Source organism: Chromatiaceae bacterium, assembly GCA_024235395.1.
Lineage (GTDB): Bacteria > Pseudomonadota > Gammaproteobacteria > Chromatiales > Chromatiaceae > Thiosocius.
Genome location: JACKMK010000004.1, coordinates 730,149 through 753,600, shown reverse-complemented (window position 1 = coordinate 753,600; position 23,452 = coordinate 730,149). Strand labels below are relative to the sequence as shown.

The 23,452-nt window shown below is 56.5% G+C and carries 15 protein-coding genes; 9 read left to right on the top strand and 6 right to left on the bottom strand.

From position 1 onward, the window contains the following. Nucleotides 1–14 precede the first annotated feature (14 nt). From H6955_21900 to H6955_21890, 3 genes are all read left to right on the top strand, one after another. Complete coding sequence (locus tag H6955_21900; protein ID MCP5316225.1) at nt 15–2,234, top strand: ATP-dependent endonuclease; 2,220 nt, start codon at nt 15–17, stop codon at nt 2,232–2,234. Next, the gene (locus H6955_21895; protein MCP5316224.1) at nt 2,227–4,107 is read left to right on the top strand and encodes an ATP-dependent helicase; all 1,881 of its coding nucleotides are present in this window, start codon (nt 2,227–2,229) and stop codon (nt 4,105–4,107) included. The genes H6955_21900 and H6955_21895 overlap by 8 nt, the downstream gene beginning before the upstream one ends. A 213-nt stretch (nt 4,108–4,320) precedes the next feature. Next, nucleotides 4,321–5,247, top strand: coding sequence for a hypothetical protein (locus tag H6955_21890; protein ID MCP5316223.1), 927 nt, complete (start codon nt 4,321–4,323; stop codon nt 5,245–5,247). 140 nt (nt 5,248–5,387) lie between these two features. Here H6955_21890 and H6955_21885 read toward each other — a convergent pair whose 3' ends face one another. The 4 genes from H6955_21885 to H6955_21870 all read right to left on the bottom strand — a co-directional run bounded on the left by H6955_21885 (nt 5,388) and on the right by H6955_21870 (nt 10,278). Continuing rightward, entirely contained in the window at nt 5,388–6,632 is a 1,245-nt protein-coding gene (locus tag H6955_21885; GenBank protein ID MCP5316222.1) for a Fic family protein, read from the bottom strand. Between the two features lie 125 nt (nt 6,633–6,757). Then, complete coding sequence (locus tag H6955_21880) at nt 6,758–6,934, bottom strand: transcriptional regulator (GenBank protein MCP5316221.1); 177 nt, start codon at nt 6,932–6,934, stop codon at nt 6,758–6,760. 114 nt (nt 6,935–7,048) lie between these two features. Next, nucleotides 7,049–8,329, bottom strand: a complete 1,281-nt coding sequence (locus tag H6955_21875) for a site-specific integrase (GenBank protein MCP5316220.1) — start codon at nt 8,327–8,329, stop codon at nt 7,049–7,051. Nucleotides 8,330–9,354: 1,025 nt separating this feature from the next. Next, nucleotides 9,355–10,278 carry a helix-turn-helix transcriptional regulator gene (locus H6955_21870; GenBank protein ID MCP5316219.1) on the bottom strand — a complete coding sequence of 308 codons (924 nt, stop codon included), beginning with the start codon at nt 10,276–10,278 and terminating at the stop codon, nt 9,355–9,357. Between H6955_21870 and H6955_21865 the strand changes: the two genes are divergently transcribed. From H6955_21865 to H6955_21850, 4 genes are all read left to right on the top strand, one after another. Then, nucleotides 10,247–10,906 carry a hypothetical protein gene (locus H6955_21865; protein ID MCP5316218.1) on the top strand — a complete coding sequence of 220 codons (660 nt, stop codon included), beginning with the start codon at nt 10,247–10,249 and terminating at the stop codon, nt 10,904–10,906. The two genes, H6955_21870 and H6955_21865, sit on opposite strands and share 32 nt — an antisense overlap. Nucleotides 10,907–11,105: 199 nt before the next feature. Continuing rightward, nucleotides 11,106–12,740 carry an acetolactate synthase large subunit gene (locus H6955_21860; protein ID MCP5316217.1) on the top strand — a complete coding sequence of 545 codons (1,635 nt, stop codon included), beginning with the start codon at nt 11,106–11,108 and terminating at the stop codon, nt 12,738–12,740. After that, on the top strand, nt 12,728–14,191 hold the full coding sequence (locus tag H6955_21855; GenBank protein ID MCP5316216.1) for an aldehyde dehydrogenase family protein: 1,464 nt from the start codon (nt 12,728–12,730) through the stop codon (nt 14,189–14,191). Before H6955_21860 ends, H6955_21855 begins: the two co-directional genes overlap by 13 nt. A gap of 3 nt (nt 14,192–14,194) precedes the next feature. After that, nucleotides 14,195–15,709, top strand: coding sequence for an FMN-binding glutamate synthase family protein (locus tag H6955_21850; GenBank protein ID MCP5316215.1), 1,515 nt, complete (start codon nt 14,195–14,197; stop codon nt 15,707–15,709). 35 nt (nt 15,710–15,744) lie between these two features. On the opposite strand, the gene H6955_21845 is transcribed toward H6955_21850, so the two are convergent. Further along, nucleotides 15,745–15,978 carry a hypothetical protein gene (locus H6955_21845; GenBank protein MCP5316214.1) on the bottom strand — a complete coding sequence of 78 codons (234 nt, stop codon included), beginning with the start codon at nt 15,976–15,978 and terminating at the stop codon, nt 15,745–15,747. A 452-nt stretch (nt 15,979–16,430) separates the two neighbouring features. Between H6955_21845 and H6955_21840 the strand changes: the two genes are divergently transcribed. Further along, nucleotides 16,431–16,724, top strand: a complete 294-nt coding sequence (locus tag H6955_21840) for a hypothetical protein (protein ID MCP5316213.1) — start codon at nt 16,431–16,433, stop codon at nt 16,722–16,724. A 33-nt stretch (nt 16,725–16,757) separates the two neighbouring features. Here the strand turns inward: H6955_21840 and H6955_21835 are convergent, their stop codons facing one another. Next, nucleotides 16,758–22,334: an AAA family ATPase gene (locus tag H6955_21835; GenBank protein ID MCP5316212.1), complete on the bottom strand. Its 5,577-nt coding sequence runs from the start codon at nt 22,332–22,334 to the stop codon at nt 16,758–16,760. Nucleotides 22,335–22,959: 625 nt separating this feature from the next. On the opposite strand from H6955_21835, the gene H6955_21830 reads away from it, so the two are divergent. Continuing rightward, the gene (locus H6955_21830; GenBank protein MCP5316211.1) at nt 22,960–23,382 is read left to right on the top strand and encodes a hypothetical protein; all 423 of its coding nucleotides are present in this window, start codon (nt 22,960–22,962) and stop codon (nt 23,380–23,382) included. Nucleotides 23,383–23,452: the final 70 nt, after the last annotated feature.

Sequence of the window (23,452 nt, the reverse complement as noted above, 5' to 3'; positions counted from 1 at the left end):
AAGGGGATTCGAAATTGCACATTCATGCACTAAGGATAAGGAATTTCCGGCGATTGAAGAATGTGCTGGTTGATCTGGATCGTGACCTATCCATTTTTGTAGGTGCGAACAATAGTGGCAAGACATCCACAGCGCATGCTGTGAAGTTTTTTACAAATGCGTCCAAAGATCGATTATCGCTCCACGACTTCAATGCGGATTGTTGGTGTGAGATCGATGATTTTGGGGAGAAACGTCAGGGGACGTGCCTCCCGAAAATTTCTATCGACTTTTGGTTCCATGTCCAGGCAGCAGACGTTCACCGCGTCGTCGACCTGTTGCCAAGCCTCGATTGGGAAGGATCACTCGTCGGACTACGTGTTGAGTTTGCGGCCGAGGATGAAGACGGACTAGTCGCGCGTTTCGAAGCTGCGCGCGAAAGCGCACGCGCAAATGTCCGGCCAGGACGAAATGGGGCAGACGAGTATCACCCACCCCCACGAACGCTGTGTGAATATTTGTCAGAAAATCTTAAGCGAGAGTTTGGTTTTCGCTACTACGTCCTCGATAGCTCTCGCTTCGATGCGGACCTGATGCAGGCCGCTAACTATGAGCCACGGGAGATCGTTCACGATAAGGGCCGTGGGCCGAAAGAAACGCTGAACGCTCTTTTGCGCGTTGACTTTCTTGAAGCGCAAAGACACCTGTCAGATAGCGGAGGGACAGGTCGTGCAGAGGACCTGTCAAAAAGGCTCAGCCGCTTTTATGACCATAATCTCGAAAAACGCGGAGATGACTACGATGCGATGCATGCGCTCGCGGAATCGGAAGCTCTGCTTAATCAACACTTGGGGCGCGTATTCGAGCCTGTTCTAGAACGATTAGCGACGTTGGGTTATCCGGGGGTGGATAACCCGCGTCTCGTCATTAAATCGGCGTTGAATCCGGTATCGATCCTGAGTAGCCATGATGGTGCCAAGGTCCATTATGCCCTTGATGATCCGGAAGACGGCTCAGAAGGGACAACGTTGCCGGATAGTTACAACGGATTGGGTTATAAGAATCTTATCTACATTGTCGTAGAACTCCTCGACGTTCACACGCGGTGGATGGATATCGAGGAAGATCGCCCACCAGTCCATCTTGTGTTTATTGAGGAACCAGAGGTTCACTTGCATGCTCAGTTGCAGCAAGTGTTTATTCGGGAGGTTCTTGACATTATGCCGATAGAAGGTGAAGACAAGGCCTTCTATCACAGCCAAGTCGTTGTTACGACACATTCTTCGCATATCCTTTATGAGCGCGGCTTTCAACCAATCCGGTACTTTCGTCGTCAATCCGCAGGACATGGAATGTCATCGGAAGTCCTCAATCTTTCAGCGTTCTACAAACAGACCGAGCAACCGACGAACGATTTCTTGGAACGCTATCTGAAGCTTACGCACTGCGACCTGTTCTTTGCGGACGCAGCCGTTCTTGTCGAAGGAAACGTAGAGCGCCTTCTCATGCCGCAAATGGTCGAGAAAGCCGCGCCTAAGTTGAAGTCGGCATATCTGAGCATTTTGGAGATCGGCGGTGCTTTTGGGCATCGCTTCCGTTCGCTTATTGAGTTCCTGGGGATTACAGCACTGATAATTACGGATATAGACAGCGTGGTGGGCGGACAGGAGGATGTCGGGGACGATGAGGCGGATGAAGTCGATGAAGACAGTGCCGCCCACGCTGGCAAGGCGTGTATGGTGCATGAAGAGGGGGCCGAGACTTCCAACCAGACACTCATCCAGTGGCTTCCGCGCAAAAAAGTAATTCAACACCTGCTTGCAACGAAGGAAGAGAATCGAATACAGAGGCGAGGACCTGAATCACCGGCTTTAGCGCGGGTAACCTATCAAGTGCCGGTATCTGTTACCTGGAACGGGGAGACGGCCGATTGGACCGGTAGGACCTTGGAGGAGGCATTTGCGCTGGAGAACCTTCAATGGTGCCAAGCCGTAGAGCAAAAAGAACTGAAGCTAAGAATCAGCAAGTGCGATGAACGATCGTTGGAAGACATCGTTGGTCGGCTGCACAAGAAGATCAAAAGTTCAAACTTCAAGAAGACGGACTTCGCTCTTGCACTCCTGACGCAGGATCCAAAATCATGGACTGTCCCAACCTATATAGCCGAGGGGCTCCGGTGGCTCGAAGGTGAGATTACTCCTATCGTGGCCGTTGAAGCTATCGCGCCAGAGCCAGAAGGTGGGGCGCATGACTAACCGGATAATGCAGCCAGATACGGACGCGGACCTCCAATTGCGCGCCTGTCTTGATGAGCGGCCTACAAGAAGTTTCGTGATGGTCGCCGGTGCTGGTTCGGGAAAAACGACGTCTTTGGTCAAGGCGCTTGATCATCTGGCGAGAACGCGAGGCCCTGATTTGAAGAGACGTGGTCAGCAGATCGCGTGCATCACTTATACCGAGGTGGCTGTCGGAGAAATATGGGGCGATGTCGGTAACGCGCCATTGTTCCATGTGTCTACTATTCACAGCTTCTTGTGGTCGGTAGTGAAGCCATTCCAGGATGATATCCGCCAATGGGTAGAGAGCCGAATATCTGAGAAGATCACGGCAGCGGAAGAAAAAATAGCAAAGCCGCGAACGCAGCAGCGTACGCGTGACAGGCTGGTAGAAGATATTGATCGATACAAGGCACAGCTGGGGGCTCTGCGATCCGTCAAGAAATGGGGCTATGGCACAGGAAGCGATTACGCGAACGGAATTCTCGGGCATGACGACATTTTGAAGATTGGTCCTGCGCTGATCGCCGACAAAGCGTTGTTGAGAAATATCGTTGCATCCCGGTATCCCGTCATTTTTGTCGATGAGAGCCAGGACACCGATCCGGCGTTTGTGGAAGCGCTGAAGCAAATAAGCGGAACAGCGGGTGCGGGGTTTTGCTTGGGATTCTTCGGCGATTCCGTTCAAAAAATTTACATGACGGGAGCCGGGCCGATCATTCTCGAAGAGGCTTGGAAAGAGATAACGAAGCCGGAAAACTTCAGATGTCCTCAGCGCGTCTTGCATGTGATCAATAAAATCAGAGCAGAGGACGATGGCCTTGTTCAGACGCGTGGCAGAACTGTAGAGAAAGATGGCGAAGTTATCTCGGTTGAGGGCTCCTCGCGGATCTTCTTGCTGCCTGCAGATGATCAAAGGACTGAGCACCTAGGCAAAGTACGGGAATGGCTTAGCCAAGCCAACGACGATCCAGATTGGGTCAATAATGGCGATCACAGCGGTGTTCGCGTTCTTGTGCTTGTGCATCGAATGGCGGCCCAAAGGCTTGGTTTTCCGGACATATACGCCTCTTTGAATGATCATGGTCCGTCAGGTCTCAAAGATGGTCTGCTTGACGGTACCGCATGGGTGCTGAGGCCCTTTTTAGGCTATCTGCTTCCACTCGTGAAAGCAGTGCATCTTGGTGATGAGTTTGCAGTTATCTCGTCATTGCGCGCCAACTCCCCTCTGCTGACTGAAGAGAACCTGGCGGGAAAAGATGTTGTGGCGTTGCTCGCGCAACTGAAAAAGGATGTTACAGATGCAAATGGCCTTCTTGCCGAAGGCTCAGACGCGACGATCAGGCAGGTGCTTCAATTCGTGCACGACCATTCTCTCATGACGTTAGATGATCGTTTTTTTACGTTCTTGAATGCTGCACCCGGTGAGGGAGATGGCGAAGGATTAAGCAACCACGATGCATCGGTATTGGCGTTTCTTGACTGTCCTGCTGTTCAGCTGTGGGGGTATCAAACGTATATAGAAGATCAATCGCCGTTCGCCACGCATCAAGGCGTGAAGGGGGCGGAGTTTGATCGCGTTTTGGTGGTTCTGGACGATGAAGAGAGCAACTACAATATCTTTTCCTACGAAAAGTACTTCGGCACCGCAGCCTTGTCGGACACCGATCAAAAGAACCTCGACGAGGGGAAGGATTCGGTAGTTGATAGGACCAGACGTCTTTTCTATGTTTGCTGTTCACGCGCCGTGCAGGACTTGGCTGTCACGTGGTTCGTGCCTGACGTCGAGGCAGCAAAAGCAGCACTTCTGGATAAAGGCTTTTTTCCGGAAGAAGACATTCACGTTTTCTAGTCTGGGGCCTTCTCCTTCGTCAAAGAGCCTTGACGAGTCGCGGGTTCTATGTCAGCTTTAAAAATGAGCTGACTGCAAGCTCGCTAGCCGACCAAAGGCAGAGCCCCCATCAGGGCGCAGTGAATTCCTTGAATGTAATGCTAAACCACGTACTGTCTGCGCGTGGATGTGTCGGCCGTCCTTCGCCAAAAAGGCAGTCTGGAGCTTAGTATTATGTCTGCACAAAATACCCTCAAATTCCCCTCTGGGCGTTCTGTCAAACGCTTGAAGCAGGACGCCAGGGCGCTGTCTAAGGCCGAGAATATTCCGTTACATGCCGCTTTGGATGTAGTAGCCCAGCAAAACGGTATGAGTTCCGGCTGGGCAAACGCCCTTCGCCAACTCAAACCCCAGCGCGCCCGGCCCATGCTTACCAGCCGAAGCCCATTAGCCGCAGAGCTCGGGATCAGCGACCTTGAGCTCGAACAGCTGTCGTGGGAGGCCGAAGCCATTGAAAACAATGACGGCTTGGTCTACGGCTATCTGATCACCATTGAAGATGGGCCCGAGGAGGTCCTTCAGAAGGTCAGCGGTTTGGACGTTTCCAACAGCGTGAGGGTGGGCCCCAACGCTTTTGATGAGGAAGAGCCTGAGCCGGAGATTATGGCGTCTTATTCCGTAGCCACGCCTAAAATGAATCCGTACCGAAAGCTGTTGGTCCTGGGTTTGAATGAGCTCTTGCGTCGTCGTCTGTTGTCATTGTCCTGGGATGGCAAATCCACGGAAGAGACCGCGCACATTGAAATGGAGATCGCGGGACATAATGCCGTTGTGTCGTGGTCTGACGCTGGCTTTGGTGAAGTGCGTATTAGCGTTTGGTGGAAATACGATCATTCTAGGCATCCGCAAGCGGATCTCTCGGGCAACGCACGAGAAAGATTCATGACAGCCTCTCCTCTGGCGAAGCGCGCTCAATACCCGAAATTCGTCGGCGTGGTCTGTAGTGCATGGTTAGAAAGAGATGCCGGCAAATATCTGCAAGGCCACGGGAATGATCATCTCTTCGAGATGTATACCCGTCGAGGTGAACTGGACTTGCTTCGCCGTTTGGCTGATCCCGTCCCGCTAGGCTACGAACCGGAAGGGCGATTTCATATGTAGTCGGAGGGGTTGGTTTGGCTGTCAGCCCCAGCGTTCGCTGCCCCTGAGTCCCGCCCAGTTGGCGTGGTTGTAGAGGGCGGCTACTGCCGGGCATACCAGGTGCCTTTGCCTTTGCATGGCGTGTCGTCGCATAGCCCTTTCTAGCGTTGTTCCGGAAACAGTCCCGGCATCCAGCGTGATGCCAGCATGGCCGGGAAGGCGAGGCGCAACGGTGCGCGCGTGCTATCCGAGACGACGACACCGCGTTCGATCAGGGCGGCAACGACGCGGCGGGAATGGCGGTCACTCGCCCCGAGCAGGTCCGGAACGTCGCCACGCGGTAGTTCCCCCCGGTACAGGATTGCTTCGAGGATGCGCCCGGCCTTCTGCGGTAGGGCGTCAGTGCGGATTTCTTCCTCGACCCAGAGCAGGATGCGGTCACGCAGCCGGTCCGGTTGCACCAGCTCTTCCATGAACTTCACCTGGTCGAGGCAGGTTTCCAGGAAGAATCGTGTAAAGGAGGCGAGGCCTTCTTCGCTGAGATTGCCGCGACCGTCGAGATCGTTACGGCGCGGAAGATCACATTGCGCCAGGTGGCTTTTGTAAGACCGAACGTTTCTCGCAAGACCTCGGGCAATGGACCAGATACCGCCCGTATCAAGCACCTCAAGCAGCATCGAGTGCGACATGAGCCGAGCCACGCGGCCGTTGCCGTCCAGGAACGGGTGTATCCACAGCAGGCGGTGATGAGCTGCCGCCGCAGCGATGATCGTCTCGGCTTTGCCGAGGCTGCCATACGTTCGCTCGAACTGCTGGAAAAAACGCGGGAGTGCGCCGGGACTGACCGCTATGTGTTGGCCGACTTTGACGTCGCGTTCACGAAGCGCGCCGGGAACAACCTCCATCCTTTCGCCATTGTCAGGGTCTTCGACCCATAGCAGTTCATCCGGCAGGAGTTCGCAAAAGCGTCCATGGATCTCGCAAATACCATCCGCGCTTACCGTGCGTCCGCTTAGTCCGCCCTCGTCGATCCATTTCTGGACCGCGATGTGCGCTTTCGCTTCGAGTTGGAGGTTGCGCTTTTCCGCGTTGGCGCTGTAATCGTTTTTCAGTGCGCGCTCGATGTCGACGGGGTGGGTGTCGTGGCCTTCGATGAGGTTGCTGTAGTAGCAGTTCATCGCTCGCACCAGATCTGCCAGGGCTGTCAGTACACCCGCCGGGAGGCTCCGGCGAAATCCTGCGGAATGTGCCGCCAGTTCGACGGCCAGATCGTTGAGTTCCCCGCGATGGCGGGAGCTTTCCGAGATCCTCATTGGTTCCATCAATGATACGGGCTCACCCCTGTCGAGAGGGGCGCCGTCGCCCGGCTCAATGGCCGCTTTATCGTCCGTATCAGAATCAGTCATAATTATCGCAATATCAGAAACATATGGAGAGCGTAAGTCAATTCTAGCCGAAAATATGGCCGCTTCTATGGCCGGTTGCCTGGCCAGTTCCCATGTACTGGCGGAACGGTCGGCCCCAAGACCCTTCACAGGCTAATCAACGCGGCGATTGCGGCGTCCGCCTCGTCTTCCGGCGTGACATTCTTCTTGCCGAGCTTTCTCGGCTTGGGCAGTTTCCCGTCACGGCGCATGCGCCAGAGCGTCATGCTCGAACATCCGCCAAGTTTTTCGCGCAGCTGGCGGTCGGTGAGTAGTCGTTGCATGGTGTGTATCCCGTTAGAACTTGATATCGACGGGTACCATGCTAGGCGCGCGATTGAGGGGTGTCGGCAGAAAACCCTTTCAACCCGGTGCGCGGTTTTTCGCAGGGCAGGGAATTACGCCGCCCTGCGGGCCTCGGCGACCTGCTTTAGAAGGTGTCGAGCCCAGCGCTCGAGGGCGCGCCGGCGTTCCTTGAGGTACTCGGCCCGGTTGTAGACGCCGGCGACCCCGCGTTTGGCGGCGCCGGTGACATGGTTCACGACCGCTTCGACGACATGGGGCCAAATGCCGAGGTCGTCGTTCATGCCGGTGACGACGGTGCGCCGCAGGTCATGCAGCCGCCAATCGGTTACGCCGCAGCGTTGATCGAGGCGTTTTTTGGACCGGCTCCAACCGGAGAACGGCGTTTCTCCGGTTGTCGTGAAGACGTACGCCGATTCGAGGCCCAGTTCTTTCTGCTCCTTCAGCTGTCGGCGCAGGATCGACAGTACGGCCGACGAGAGCGGGACGATGTGCGGCTGTTTGTTCTTGGTCCGGTCGCGTGGGAGTTCCCAGGTGCGGCGATCGAAATCGATCTCCGACCATTGCATCCCGGCGACTTCATTTCGCCGTTGTCCGGTCAACATGAGAGTGCGGACAATGTCGCCATGGATATGCGAGTCGGTGGCTTCGTCACCGTATGTTGCGTTCCAGATTGTGACCACCTCTGGTGAGGTGAGGGTGCGTTCCCGAGGGGTGACTGCGCCGGGTGGCTTGATCCTCTCGGTCGGAATCTCGTTTATCTTTTCGTGATCGTAGGCCCAGTTGAACAGCATCTTCAGGACGGTGAGTGTCTTGTTGGCATGCGCGTCATGCCCCTCATCCATAATGGCGTCGAGGAGGTTGCGAATGTCCCGCTTCGTGATGGCGGTAACGGGTTTGTCGTCCCAGTTCTTGAACCGTTTGCCGGAAATGCACCGTCGCATCTCCTCGATGGTGCGTGGTCTCGGTTTTGTCTTTTGCCGTGTCCGGTAACGCTTCAGAAAGTCTTCCCGTACGTTCGCGAAGCAATTGGCAGATCTCTCGACCATTTCGTCGCGCGGGGTAGGTTGCAGCACCTCTTGTGGATCGCGGCCGTCTCCGGCGGCCGCGATGACCGCCTTCGCGCGATCCCTCGCCGTTTTCAGATCGAGGCCTTGGTCTTCGTGGTCCACGCCTTCCGCGTATCGACCGATCGTGTAGCGGCGTTTCTTCCACTGACCGGCAACGAGCACCCGCGTCATGACCACGAAGGTCTTGCGGCCACCCTTGGTGACTCGAACACCGAACCCAGGAGTCAATGTGTCCCAAAAATCTTCCTGTACCTTATCGGTCTTCAGGTACTCTACGGTGGGCACGGTAATTCGCTTGCTCGGCATTTGTGGTGGTCCCTCACGTGGTACCTATTTGGTACCTATTGGCGCATTTTGGTACCTATTTTCCGAGAGGCGTATTTGGTACCTATTTCAGAATAGGTACCATAGGTACCAGACTTCGACTGTTTCAGATCGAGATGAACTTTAGGTACCAAATAATAACAGGTGCAGAATAAGAAAAACAAAAACAGTAACTTATTGGACAAAAACACCACATTCTGATGCTATTAGAGAAGGCTTGATATGAAGGAAAAGCTTAATGGGGTTGTGGGGGTCGGGAGTTCGAATCTCCCCGCTCCGACCAATAAAGAGAAAGGCTTAGGTTGTCGACCTAAGTCTTTTTTTTGTCCGAAACAAAATCGGTACCGGTGGGATAGCACTGAGATCACGCACGAAGGCCTGCAGCGTCCGGCTTCCAAATCGTGGTTCGTAAAGTTTTCGGTACGGAACACTGCAGCAGCGCGGGCAGCGCATCCTGGAGGTTTTCTTCCCAGCAACAGCGGAAGCTTGCCGTCAATGCTGTCCGTACCGTCCCGTGTTCGCGGCGGGCCGAGCCATGACAGTGTCGTAGTCGATGGTTCGGGCACATAGGCCGGAAAATTGGCGGGCGTTTGGCACACGATCGCGGTTGATCGCTTGAAGCGGGCGGTGGTAGTCGGGATGCGAGTATCGCCGGTGTGTTCCCTGCGGAATATCGCGTTTCTACCAGCTGGCCGTCCATCCCAGACAATTGATGAGCGTCGGCATTGACCAAAAGCGAGGCGACCTGCCATGGGCCACTACGGTCGGAAGCAGGCTTTATTCGAGCTTCTTACAACGAGGCGCGCCTAAATTGCCCACAGGAGGTCAACCAGCTTGCCTTCCTGTCGTTGACTTTCACACAGGGGTATTTGGGAACTGACCGACTCACTATGGGTGGGTCGTTTACTGCCCGGCATTTCAACGTCCGGTTCACCAGCTCGTGGCCCTCCGTGATTGCATCCAAAGAGGTGAGGGGCACGGCGACGCCGCTAAGGTGTTCTATTGAATCAGACGTGTAGTTGTCTCGTTGATCGGCTCCAGCCGGAATTCGCGCTTTCCGAAGCTGCACACGAGTAGGCCATGGCCTGCGCCGGGGTCATTCCATGTACGCGCTTGAACGCTTTCTGGAAGGCAGTAGGAGACAGATATCCGACTGCCCTTGCCGTATCCTCGATATCCACTGGCTGTCCCTGCAACTGACGAAAAGCCACATGCATTCGCCAAGCGGTCAGATACTGAATAGCCGACATGCCAGCGGCTTGGGCAAAGCGGCGCGAAAACGCCGAACGAGACAGTCCTGCGACTTCGGCCAGCCGCTCCAACGACCAGTTGAAGCCGGGCATCTCGTGAATCGCGGCGACCGCCCGGGCGACTCGCTTGTCCTGCTGTGCGCAGCGAATGCCTGTATCTGCCAGCGGGTGCAGCTCAATGACACTGAACAGCTGAATTAACAGGATCTCAAACTGCCGATCCACTTCCAGGTCGCAGCCGGAACGCTTGGAGGCGATTGTCTGTGCAATCGAGTACCCCGCGTGTCTGTCCATCCCTGCATTGATCCAACGCTGATGTCGAATCAACAAAGGCGAGGCGCTCACAGCCATCCATGACTGCAGTGGAGCAAAATTGAAGGTGAGTGCAGCGCTGATCACTCGGGTGAGCGGTGTTTCGCGGCTCTCCGCCTGACCCTGCTGAAGACTGCTTGCCCATTCGCCTGGCGTTTCCCCGCCTGCGCGCAGTGTAGCTGTTCCACCCTGCGGCAGAATCGCCACATCTCCTCCCTCAAGCTTAACCGACCGGTTCAGGCCCAATGCCTGAAGCTGACAGCTGCCGTGCATCACGAGATGCACTTGCACCTTGTCTTCGGTTTCGACACTCCGTGACCATGAGTCTGATCGCTCTATGTGGCAGATCAATTCGCTGCTGATGTCCAAGTGTCTTAACAAGGCGTCGGACGAAAACATCGTGCGCTCCTGGCTTGGGGTCTGCCTGTCAAGACCGCCTATCGCCAGACAACTTTTCATCCTTGTCGAATTCACGGGCGCCATTTTGAACCGATCAGACATGCAAACGATACACATGGGCATGGTGTGGGCAATGGCTATGCCCAAAGCTAAGTGTGCCGGCCAGAAGCGGCCGAAACACACCTCTCATGAAATAAGCCAAAGAGGACGCAACATCATGAAACACGTCAATCTCAAGAACTCCCTTGCCTTCATCGCTGGTGCCTCGGCAGTCACCCTGGCGGCCACCGGACACGCAGCAAGCAACCCTTTCCAGTTCTCCTCCGATGACTCCGCGACGATCGTAGTCGCAGAGCAGGGCACGGCTAAGAGCATCAGCGTGCTCGAGGGAAAGTGTGGGTCCGGAAAGTGCGGGTCGGCACGCATTCGTCAGATGATGGATAGAAATGCCGACGGCAAAATCAACCGTGACGAGTACGTCTCGTGGGCGGGTGCCCAGGCAGCCAGGGAATTCGAGGAAATGTCAGAAGGCAAGGGGTCCATCGATGCTGAAGCCGTATACCAGCACTACCTTTCGCTGACACAAGGTATTGGTTGACCTGTTGTCCGACGAAGCCGCGCGCCTAAAGTGCGCGGCCTTCGTTGCATAGCGATGATTCTCAGAAATATTCGACGTGCCGTGAAAAATGACACCAGATGACGCGGTCTCGTTGGTTATCCCGGTCACAACTCGACAAACGCAGTGGTCCACCGAGGATGCCGGATTCGACGACAAATCAAATTGGATGGATCGAACCATGCGAGCGGCCGAACTTTTTGTGCGCTGTCTGGAGAACGAAAATGTCGAGTACATCTTTGGTATCCCCGGAGAGGAGAACCTGGATGTGATGGATGCCCTCCTGGACAGTTCCATCCGCTTTGTAACCGTCCGCCACGAGCAGGGTGCTGCTTTTATGGCAGACGTCTACGGCAGGCTGACCGGAAGGCCCGGGGTATGCCTGGCAACCCTTGGGCCGGGTGCCACCAATCTGATCACAGGTACAGCCGATGCGAACATGGACCGTGCACCGGTGGTTGCGATCGCTGGGCAGGGTTCCACGCATCGTCTGCACAAAGAAAGCCACCAGATACTCGATCTCGTCAACCTGTTCGAACCGATATCGAAGTACGCCGCGCAACTGCGTGAACCGGCGATAATTCCCGAGGTCGTACGGAAGGCGTTCAAGGTTGCCAAGGGCGAAAAGCCCGGGTGCACCTTCATCGATTTCCCGGAAAACATTGCCGCAGAGACCATCGAAGGCAAGGCGCCACTAAAAGTGCAGGAGGCGCGTATCCCGCGGCCGCCGGAAGAAAAGATCGCACAGGCGGCGGAGCTGATTCGGACGGCACAACGTCCTTTGATACTGGCAGGCAATGGCGTGATTCGCTCGCGCGCCGTTGACGCGTTGCGTGAATTCGCGACCAAGCTGAATATACCTGTCGCAACGACGTTCATGGCCAAGGGATGCGTTCCATCCGGCCACCCGATGTCGCTGGGGACCACCGGGCTTGCGGCCAATGACTACATTTCTTGCGGATTCGATCGTGCAGATGTCGTGATCTGCGTCGGCTACGACATCGTTGAGTATCATCCCCATCTCTGGCATCGCAATATCGGTCAGAAGATTGTCCATATTGACAGCATGCCGGCGGAGGTGGATGAACACTACATCCTGGAAGTAGGTGTGATGGGTGACATTGCTGCCGGACTTCGCGGTATTGCTCTTCAAGTTCCGCCGCGTGCCGGCAACTGGGCTGCAAGCCTGCGCCGCGCAATCGACGCCGACTACCACGAGCATGCTGAAGATTTGGGATTTCCGGTCAAGCCGCAAAAGATTCTATGGGACTTGCGCCAGGTACTGGCTGCAGACGACATTCTGGTCTCCGATGTCGGTGCCCACAAGATGTGGATCGCGAGGCTTTGGCAGGCCCAGGTCGCCAACACCTGCATAATCTCCAATGGCTTCGCGGCCATGGGGATCGGTGTGCCTGGAGCCATTGCGGCGAAGCTCGTTTATCCCGAGCGGCGTATCGTCGCGATCACCGGCGATGCTGGGTTTCTGATGAACTCTCAGGAAATCGAAACAGCACTCAGGCTGGGACTCGCGTTGGTCATCCTGGTTTGGAGCGACAGTCGCTATGGCCTGATCAAATGGCATCAGGACAGGCGATTCGGTCGAGATAGCCATATCGATTTTACCAATCCCGATTTCGTCAAGTATGCGGAGAGTTTCGGCGCACGCGGATTCCGGGTGGAATCGTCCGAGGCATTGGTTCCGGTGCTTCAGGAAGCGCTGTCGTGTGGCACGGTCGCGGTCGTGGATTGCCCCGTCGACTACGCGGAAAACATGAAGCTAACGGAAAAGCTCGGAGCGCTGGTATGCCCAATCTGATCTGCAACGCACTTGCTGAACCAGTTCCTGCTGTCGATCTCCTACCTGTTACCAACCCGTATAACGGCAGAGAATTAGCGCGCGTCGAGCGTGCTGATTCGCAGGGTGTGGAGTCGGCCTTGAGAACCGCCGACAGCCTACATCGTGATCGTAGAAAGTGGCTTCCGGCGCACGCGCGAATAGCCGTGCTGCGGCGAGCGGCTGAGCTCATGAGTGCACGATTCGAAGAGCTGGCGAGGACGGCTGCCGCAGAAGGGGGCAAGCCGCTGCAGGATTCTTGCGCGGAGGTAATGCGCGCAATTGACGCCGTACGAAACTGCGCGGAACTAGTCAGGAATCACGCCGGCTGTGAGATTCCAATGGGTGTCACGGCGGCGTCCGAAGGTCGTTTGGCCTTCACGACGTACGAGCCGCGTGGGCCCGTCGTCGCGATCAGTGCTTTCAATCATCCGTTGAACCTGATCGTTCACCAAGTCGCCCCAGCCGTGGCGGCAGGCTGTCCTGTGATCGTGAAGCCGGCCGAGGATACGCCATTGTCGTGCTTCCGTTTTATCGCGCTGTTGCACGAAGCCGGACTGCCAGCGGGCTGGGCGCAGGCGGTAATGACCGATCTGGTCGCCACGTCGGAACGGCTGGTCACGGATCCGCGTGTGGCGCTTTTTTCCTTCATCGGGAGTTCGCGGGTCGGCTGGCATCTGCACTCGAAGCTCGCACCCGGGACGCGATGTGCGCTAGAGCACGGTGGCGCCGCCCCCGTTCTCGTCGACAAGACGGCGGACCTGGAACGGATCGTCCCAATGCTCGCCAAGGGTGGCTTCTATCATGCCGGCCAAGTGTGCGTGTCCGTTCAGCGGGTGTTTGTCGATCGAGCGCTGGTCGGGGAACTGGCCGACAGGCTTGTGGCTGCAGCACAAACGCAGCGAGTCGGGGATCCAATGGATGAACATGTCGACATCGGTCCCTTGATTCGGCCAGGTGAAGTGGAGCGGGTACATGCATGGGTTCGAGAAGCGTGTGATGCCGGCGCTCGGCTGTTGACTGGAGGGGAGCCCGTTTCGACGTCCTGCTATCAGCCCACCGTACTCCTGGATCCGCCCGATCATGCCAAGGTCAGCAGGCAAGAGATATTCGGGCCTGTTGTCTGTGTATATGCCTACGACGAACTGGACGACGCTATCGCCCGTGCCAATGCCCTGCCGTTCGCATTTCAAGGTGCCGTGTTCAGCCGTGATCTTGACACCGCGCTACGTGTCGCCTCCCACCTCGATGCTTCGGCGGTAATGGTGAACGACCATACAGCGTTTCGGACAGACTGGATGCCGTTCGCCGGTTTAAGGCAGTCGGGCCTGGGTATTGGGGGTATCCCACACAGCTTCAACGATATGCGTGTCGAAAAGATGCTGGTGTTCAACTCGCCAGCGCTTGCGGCTGGTCAACATCGCGGGGGTTGAGATATGGAACTGATGTCGCAAGAGACCCAAGATTTTCTGTTGACGGCATTGGAGGTGATGGCCGCGGCCTTCATCCTGGCTGTCGGTGCTGTCGCCTTGTGGGCAGTGATAGCGTATGTCGTCGATGTTTCGCAGACGAAACAGGCCATCCGCCGCAATTATCCCGTCATTGGCCGTTTTCGATACTTGTTTGAGAAACTCGGCGAATTCTTTCGCCAGTACTTCTTTGCGATGGACAGAGAGGAGCTGCCGTTCAATCGAGCGCAGCGCTCTTGGATCTACCGTGCGGCAAAGAACATTGACAATACCGTCGCGTTTGGGTCGACGCGGAATATCGCTGCGGTGGGCCAGGTGATGTTTGCGAACTGCCCGTTTCCGACATTGGGAGAGGATGCCGTACCGGCTCAGCCGGTGACGATCGGTGCGAATACGAGGCACCCCTATACCACTGCTTCCTTGTTCAACGTATCGGGTATGAGCTACGGGGCCATCTCAAAGCCAGCTGTTCAGGCGTTGGGGCAGGGGGCGTCCAAGGCAGGCTGCTGGATGAATACCGGGGAAGGGGGGCTGTCGCCATATCACCTGGAATCCGGTGCCGACGTCGTGTTCCAGATCGGTACTGCCAAGAACGGTGTCCGCGACCTTGACGGTAACTTGAATGATGACAGACTGCGTGAAGTAGCAGCGCATCCACAGGTTCGCATGTTCGAGCTGAAGCTGAGCCAGGGAGCCAAGCCGGGCAAAGGTGGGATTCTGCCCGGCGCCAAGGTGACAGCAGAGATCGCCGGGATTCGGGGCATTCGGGAAGGGGAAGACGCGATCAGCCCAAATCGCCATCACGATATAACCAACAATATGGATTTGCTGGACGTGATCAATCATGTCCGTGAAGCGAGTGGTAAGCCTGTTGGATTCAAGACCGTCATCGGTTCATATGGATGGCTCGACGAACTTTTCTTGGAAATACAAAAACGGGGGTCTGAGAGCGCACCGGACTTCATCACCGTCGACAGCGCGGACGGTGGAACGGGCGCTGCGCCCATGCCGCTGATCGATGATATGGGCTTGCCGCTGCGAGAAAGTCTGCCAGTGCTGATCGACAAGCTTGGACAGTACGGCCTGCGTGAACGCGTGAAAGTGATTGCGTCGGGCAAGCTGGTTACCCCGGCGGATGTTGCATGGGCATTGTGCATGGGTGCCGATTTCGTCTGCTCAGCCCGTGGGTTCATGTTTGCCCTGGGTTGTATTCAAGCCTTGCAGTGCAATAAGAACACCTGCCCAACTGGCATCACGACCCACGATCCCAAGTTGCAGAAAGGTCTTCATCCGCCGACGAAAGCTCAGCGTGTCGCAGACTATGTAAAGAATATGAACTACGAGGTGGGTGTCATCGCGCACTCATGTGGCGTTCGCCATCCACGCGAGCTGCGGCGTTTTCACGCCCGCGTCGTACAGTCGGATGGAATGACGCGATCGCTCGACGAATTGTTTCCGCCGGTTCAGGCACACTCGAACTGACGGGGTTGTCGGGCAGAGCTCGCCCAACGAACTCCTCAGTTGGCAACTACGCCGTACACTGTGCACCGTGCGCGACGTACACGGTACGTTGCTTGTTCGATACTGATCCCCAGATGGTCAGCGATCTCTCTCATGCTGTATCCATCTACGACCTGAAGTCGCAATGGTTCCAGCAGATTGTTCGGGAGTGCCGACAGGGCGCTGCGGAGTTTCCGCAGCGGACGGTCTGAAAACAGCCGGGTGAGCGGTCTGAACATAGTCGGATGCATGGCCCGAGACTCCGTTTTTGGTATGTGAAAGAGGGTTCCCACCCTACATGCCTTCAAAAAACATGCCATCGGCCGCGCGCTAGGCAGAGCTCGGGTTGGCAGGCTTCGCCGGATGTATCACCGATAAGACATCTAACGATCCGATACATCGATTTAACGAATCGTTATCGATTTCGATCTTTTCACCGTTGCACCGGGCCGCGCCTTTGACTGCCAGCACCCTTGTAGATGCACTACGGCAATGGATTCACAGGGTTCTGCCTGCATCGTCAGGTGATGGGCCGCGCTGGCATGCTGTGTGCTTCTCCTCGGTCAAGGTTCTCGAACCGGGTAAGACGCAAAAGGGAGCACGCATCATGAACGCATCGACAATCAAGGATCTCGACAGTGCCACCTGTCACGTTTACGGCACCCACAAGCAAGCTGCTGACTGCTCGCTCGACCAAAAGGAGCTGCGGCAACAGAATCGGGCGTACGCGGGTACTGGTGGCGTCAGTGCCAACAACTGTGGGGCCGGTTTCGTGCCGGGATTTCTCGATACGCGTTCGGGTGTCGCTGTACGTTCCCGGTTCGCGAACGGCTTGCCGGCCCCATTCCACGCCCTGGAGGGGCTGCCCGAAGAATGGATCGCTGAGCGCAACACCGAAGGGCTTGCGACAAGAGCTTGCCAAGGTGTCGTGGCCGGGTTTATTCGCTTCGGCCGTTTCTATTCGCGCGACGAAGCGGCGCGCGTGCTGGTAGTCTGAGGCCGAGAGGGAGACCGCGCGACATCGGACGTCTCATCCCCCACTACGCGGCAGAGTAACAGTGACGCGAACATTCTCAGGTTGGTGTTCATTCGCGATTTCGAGTACGCCGTCGTGCGCATCCACAATTCGCTTGACGATGGCCAGGCCGAGCCCCGTTCCCTGCGCCTTCGTCGTGAAGAAAGGTTCGGCCAACTTGGATAACGCATCATCCGCGATACGGCCTGGATTGCGCACCGATATCTGCAGCATCTCAGGATTGTCATCGGTCAGCTCTACGGTAACCAGTTGATCATCCTCCGCGGCTTGGCGGGCATTCGTGACCAGGTTGATCAGCATCTGTTTCAGCTTGTCGACGTCACCGTCGAATTCGGGATCATCTGCAAGGCATCGGTATTTGGTCTCCGTGGACTGTCGGTCCAACGACGGTTCGACAGTGGCGAGGCATTCGCGAATCAACACATCCATATCGACGTGCTTCCGTACAAGCACCTGGGGCTTGGCAAACAACAGTATTTCGTTGAGCAAAGTTTGTAGACGTTGGCTTTCCATCGATGCCAGATCGAGTCGACGTATTGCTTTTTCAGGAAGAGATATGCCGCGCAGATAGTCAAACGCCATTTCGATCGTGGAAAGAGGTGAACGGATCTCGTGGGTGATCATTGAGGCGAACTCCCCGAGCGACGCGAGACGCTCACGCTCGGCGAGGATGCGTTGCGACTCCTCGGCAGCTCTCTGCGCCTTCTGTCTTTCCAGCTCCGTACCCGCTCGGGTCGCAAAGATCTGCAGTAGTGATACATCATCGGGGCTTCGCGACAGTGGTTTGTCGTCAACGACGGCAAGGTGCCCAATGATAGTCCCGTCGGATGCGCGCATGGGTACGCCAAGGTATGAATCCAGGCCCTTCTCCTTGGGGTACTCCTTGTCCAGGTGCGAGGGGTAGAAGCAGACGTTGCCGTCGATCACCTCGCGACACGGCGTCCCGTCGAGATCGTACTCGACGTCATCGATTAACTCCCCGTTGTCGATGAACGCGAGTGCACGCACCCGTTCGCGGTCATCAGGCAGGCACTCCGTGACGAAAGCGATACGAACCTGCATCGCTTGGCTGAGGTGCCGAACCAGTTCCTTGAACAAGCGTTCACCGACGGCACCTGCTGTACCTTTCGCTACTTCGCGTAGCCGTGCTTCGGCGTTTTCTCGCCGACGGGCCTCGCGCTGCAGGTGATCAAACAGGCGGCTGTTTTTCAGCGATACCGCCGCTTGGTTGGCGAGAATCTCTGAAATGCGAAGGTCGCCGTCTGTAAAGGAGTCGAGTGTAAGTCTGTTCTCAATGTAAAGCAGCCCCTGTAGCTCGGATTGATTGAGCATCGGCGTACAGATGATCGATCGTACCTGACGCTCCATCACGTACGGGTCTGCTGTCAGGCGCTCATCGTGGATTGCATCACCGGTAAGCAGACTGCGACGCGTATGGTTTACGTAATTTACCGCCTTCTCCGCGACTTGGCCGCGCCAGCTACCAAGCTCTTCAGAATCGATAACGGTGCGTCCGAATTCCGTTGTGGCCTCCAGCGCTGGCACAATCCGCTGTTCTTCGACGCGAAACAATACGGCACGCTGAGCCCCCACGGTCCGTACCAGGAGATCCAACAGAACCTCAGCGACCCGCTCGGAGTCAAGTTCATCGGACAAGGCAAGCGTTGCACCGACGATTGCCATGCTGTCGATTGAATCTGTCTCGTGGGGGGAATCGTTACGCGACCTGATCGGCGCCTGGCGTCCGATTGTCGTGGCGTAGCGCCTGGTGAGCTGGTGCACCTTCGCATCTGCGCCCCATTGCGCGTAATCGGCGATGGCGTCGGTCAGGTAAAATCGCGCAAGACGAGTGTTGCCCCTTGCCAACCAGAACAACGCGTAGCGCTCTTTCGCCAGCGCTTGGTCGTGGACGAAAGTAGCCTCGGTAGCGGCAGAGATCGCCGCCTCGTAGCAGTCGATCGCTCCGGAAACGTCACCCGTGAGGCGCGCTTGTTCAGCTAGGAGTAGGCGGTGATGATGAGCGAAATTCCGCGGGCTGTTTTTTGCCCAGAGCTCCATCAGTTCGATGGATTGGCGGAGTTGCTCTCTTTCAAGCTCGTTTACTGTGCCGTTCTCAGCGTGCCACGCGGTGATAGTCAGTCCGCGATACAGGCATAACCACGCGTCCCAAATCATCCCGCGGATACCAAGCGCGACCGACTGCGCTTGGTCGGCCATGTCGCGTGCGCCGCTGTAGTCGCCGAACAGGTAAAGCAGGTGAAGCTTTGCGATGTGGTGGAAAGCAACGAAGAACTCGGACTCGCGATACAGGCTAAGGTACAAAGATTCGTCGAACTGCACACTGACCAGTTCGCCTGGTGAGTGGGTCTTCCCCTGGATGCTTTTTCCCCATTGCAGCATCAACTGATGCGCATCGCGAAAGCTTCGGTTTCCCGCGCGTTCGAGGAACCCGAGCTTGTCGCCGTAGTCTTTTTCATATTCGCACAGGTTCATTCCGGCGAAGAGCGCATGCCAGCTTTCGTGAAAACAGCCATACGCCGCGTAAACGAAATCGCCTGATTCGACGCCTGTGTTATATGCTTCTCGCGAGTAGGCGAAGCTCTCGTCAATAGGACGACACCAGAACCCGATGTAGCAACTAAACATATGATTGATCTTTGCTCGTGAGCGGAGATCATCGAATTTCCGGTTGATTTCGAGGGCGAGTCGGCCGTATGCATAGGCTGCACTGTAGTTTCGTTTCACTGCGCCGAGCGTTATTGCGTGGGTGACATATCCGTATGCCGATTCCGGCGAGTTGCCGTACTTCAGGGATAGCGACACCATTCGAGCGGCGATGAGGACCGTCAGAGCCTTGTCGCCGGCGATGTAGGCAGATGGCCATAGCGTCATCAGCAGGCGCATGCTCATGCGTGATTCTGGATCTTCCATTGACGGAAGTTCGATCAGTTCCGAAGTCGCGCGATCCGCAAGCGCCTGCTGGATATCAGCGAGGGCTGCGTCGATTGTCTGCATTGCCAGAGCCTGGTCGGAGGGAAATTCGATGCCGAAGAGGGAGAGAGCAGACTTGCCTGCCGCGACAGATTCAACGAATCGTCCGCTGTTTTCATACTGGATCATTTTCAGCGCATAGACCTCGCCGCGTTCCAGGCTGGTCGTTGCCCTTTCCAACAACGCTCTGGTATCAGATTCAGCGACTCCCGCTTGTCCGCAGAGAAAAGCGGCCTCAGCTCTGCCGAGAAACAAAGTGAAACTGAGGTGGTAGTCCGTGGTCCAGTCGTCATCGGAAAGCCACTGAATGCCATGGTCGTAGTAGCGTAGTGCGGCTTCAAAGGCGGCGGATCTGCGAGCGCAGTTCGCCGCATTGAGATTGAGCCGGGCGATAAGGTGGCGTTGCTTGCGGTCTTCAACAAGGTTCAGCGCATGGTTCAGGTGGTCTGTGATGTCGAAGAGAAGTTCGCCCGACGGGTCTCCTTCCACCTGTTGCAACAACAAAGTGCCGATATGGAGATGGAGTTGATCGCGTTGATCAGCTGCAATCAGGCGGTAGGCCGCTTCCTGGATGCGGTCATGGCAAAACGCGAAGTCGCTACTTAGTGCGGCCTCGATCAGGCCTTTGTTCAACGGAGAAACCAACCATCGGCGAATCAGTTTGGGATCGGCCTCGGCAATGGTGGATAGCGTTTGGACATTGAAGCGGTTTCCCATGCAGGCGGCTAGCTCCATGACTTCGCGAGACTTCGTGGGCAATCTGCCGATTGTCGAGGCGAGTAGGTCGATCACGTTGTCCGTCGGTTGGGCATGGCGGATCTTGTCAGCGTCCCAGCGCCAACCTTTCTGTTTATCGAATTGAAGCAGACCGTCAGTGAAGGCGCTCTCGACAAAAGTCCGGGCAAAGAATGGATTGCCGAGCGTTTTTTCGTGCACGAGCAAAGCAAGAGAATGAACCCTATTGGTAGGATGATGCAATGTATCGACCAGCATCTTGCTGATTTCACCGAGTTCCAATGGGCCGAGTACGCACTGAGACATAGGTGCACCAGCATCCTGCAAAGCCCTAAATGTCAATTGCAGTGGATGATGGGGCGGTACCTCGTTGTCCCGGTAAGCGCCCACCAGCAGGAAGCATTCAGGTTCAGCATGTACCAGTAGCGAAACAATGAGTGAAAGACTTGCACTGTCTGCCCATTGCAGGTCGTCCAGAAACAGCACGAGCGGATGAACGTGTGCACCGAGCACAGTGAACAGCCGTTGAAACTGTAGTTCGAGACGGTTCCGGTTTTCCGTGGGCCCGAGTTTTGGTGCCGGTGGTTGTGGTCCCACGACATAGATCAGGTCTGGGATCACGTCGAGCACCACCTGGGCATTCTCGCCAAGCGCCTTTAGGATGCTTTCGCGCCAGACGCCAATGGTGGCATCGTCTTCCGTCAGCAGTTGCCTGACCAGATCAGTCAGTGCCTGGATCAGCGCGGAATAGGGTTCGTCGCGCGCCAGCTGATCGAACTTCCCCGACGCGAAGTATCCTTTGGCTGCAAGGACAGGTTCTTGCAACGCCAGTACAAGCGATGTTTTCCCTATGCCGGCATAACCGGTAACGGTCAGAAGTTCGACGCTGCCTCGACGGACGCGCTCGAACGCTGCGACGAGTTGCTCGATCGCCTGTCCTCTTCCATACAACTTTTCAGGGATTTCGAGATGCTCGACCAAGTCGTGCTCGGCCAATCGGAAGGGTTCGATGCGGCCGGTGTTTTTGAAGTGCTCCCTGCAACGTACCAGGTCGGCGAGCATCCCGTGGGCGCTGCGATAGCGGTCCTCCGCGTTCTTCTGAAGAAGCTTCATCACTATTGCGGAGATGGGTTGTGGAACTGACGCGTTGAGTTCAGTCGGCGCGAGCGGCTCCCGCGCCATGTGACCGTGGATCACATCCAGCGGGTGGTCGCTGCCGAAGGGGAGTGTCCCAGTGAGCAAGCGATATAGCACTACCCCTACGGCGTAAATGTCGGCCCGCCGGTCGACCTGCCGATTGACGCGACCAGTCTGTTCTGGTGCCAGATATGGCAATGAACCATCACCGAATTGTTGTGGTAGGAGACGTTGAGAAGACCGAGGCAGCACCGTGGCATTGCGAAAGCTGGTCAAACGCACTCGGTCGCCGCTGGACTCGACAAACAGCGTGTCCGGTCGAATTGCACGATGCACGATTCCAGCCTCATGTACCTTGCTCAGGCTTTGCGCTGTCGCAATCGCCAGATCCAAGAAGGCGTCGATCTTCATCGGCCCGTTCGGCAATTGCATGCTCAGGAATTCACCGCCCGGATCCTGCAGAACGAGAGAGTTCGTGCCCTTGAATTTGGTGATTGCCAACGGCGGAAGGATCGATGCGGGATGGATCCCGCTCAACAGTTCGACCTCTTCCTGCACGGCCTGTATTGGCTCTTGGCCTTCGTACAATTGAAGAACGACCGGCGCACCATCATCCAGACGAACCGCGCGATAGACGATGCGGTCTCCACATCGAAACGACTCCTTCTCACTCGAAAATGCGGAGCATTCATCCTTGGCGTGGTTCATGACGTGCCTCTCTTTTGATTGTTGCCGGGCATCGCAGCTTGACCCGCAAGTTGCTCCGGTATCCGGGCGGGTCACGCACGCAAAGTGCGTTTGGACGCCGCCCCGGAGCAACATTCGTGGCCGTAGCTAAGGATTGAGTGATGGGTGAGTACAAGCTTACACGGCCAAGCGAGGACCCGGATAGGCCACGGGCGGAGATGCACCGCAACTTCGACGCACGCAACGGAGTCGCGTTTTCACGACGAGGCCGCCGCTTCATTCGACGCGAGCTACTAATTGGTGCTGGGCATAACGTTCACCAAGCCAAAAGCCGCGCCTGGTCCCAGTTGAGAACCTAACTCGTTGCCCGCTGGTTTCACGGAGTCGTGACTGCACCTGGCCAAGCAAGACCGATCGGCCGCATAGGGACTGTGTAGGTTGCGAAATCGTCAGGTGAAATCCGGCGTCTAATACCGGGCCGTGATCGCTGCCGGCTGGTCTGGCAGCGTCGGCCGGCTCGTCGGAAGGCTTCTTCCGAACGCCTGCGATTTACTCGCGCTGAATGAAAAATAACGGGCGCGTCGCGGGTCTTTTGGGTTGAAGTGGATCAAATCCGCGAACCCAATCGAATCAGGAGATCTAGATCATGAAACAGCTTTTCATCGCCGGCGTGCTTGCCATCGCCACCAGTGCGGCCTTTGCCCAGCCGTTCGAATTCCAGCGCCAGTTCGGTTCGACCGAGTATGTCTATGGCGCCGACACCGCACATCTCACCTTTGCTCCGGTCGTCTCGTCCGGCAAGGTGTCTTCGCTGACGGCGCTGATGCTGGCTTCGAATGTGGACGGTATTGCGCCGAATCATTTCGAGGGTGCCATCGTCAAGACCGGACCGACCCGCATCAGCCTGTACGAGGTCCAGCGCGGCAGCCCGGAGGCAACGGCCTACCGCGACTACTATGCTCAGTATCCTGCGGAAACTGACTGGGTGGCGGTGGCGCGTGCCTACCGGGAGCAATCGAGGGATGGCGCGCTGGCATCAGGCACCAGCATGCCGGGACATGAATCCTGATTGGGCTTTGTTGCACCCGATGTGACCGGGTGAGCCCGGGCGCATCGCCATCGAGCGAAAAGATCCTCCC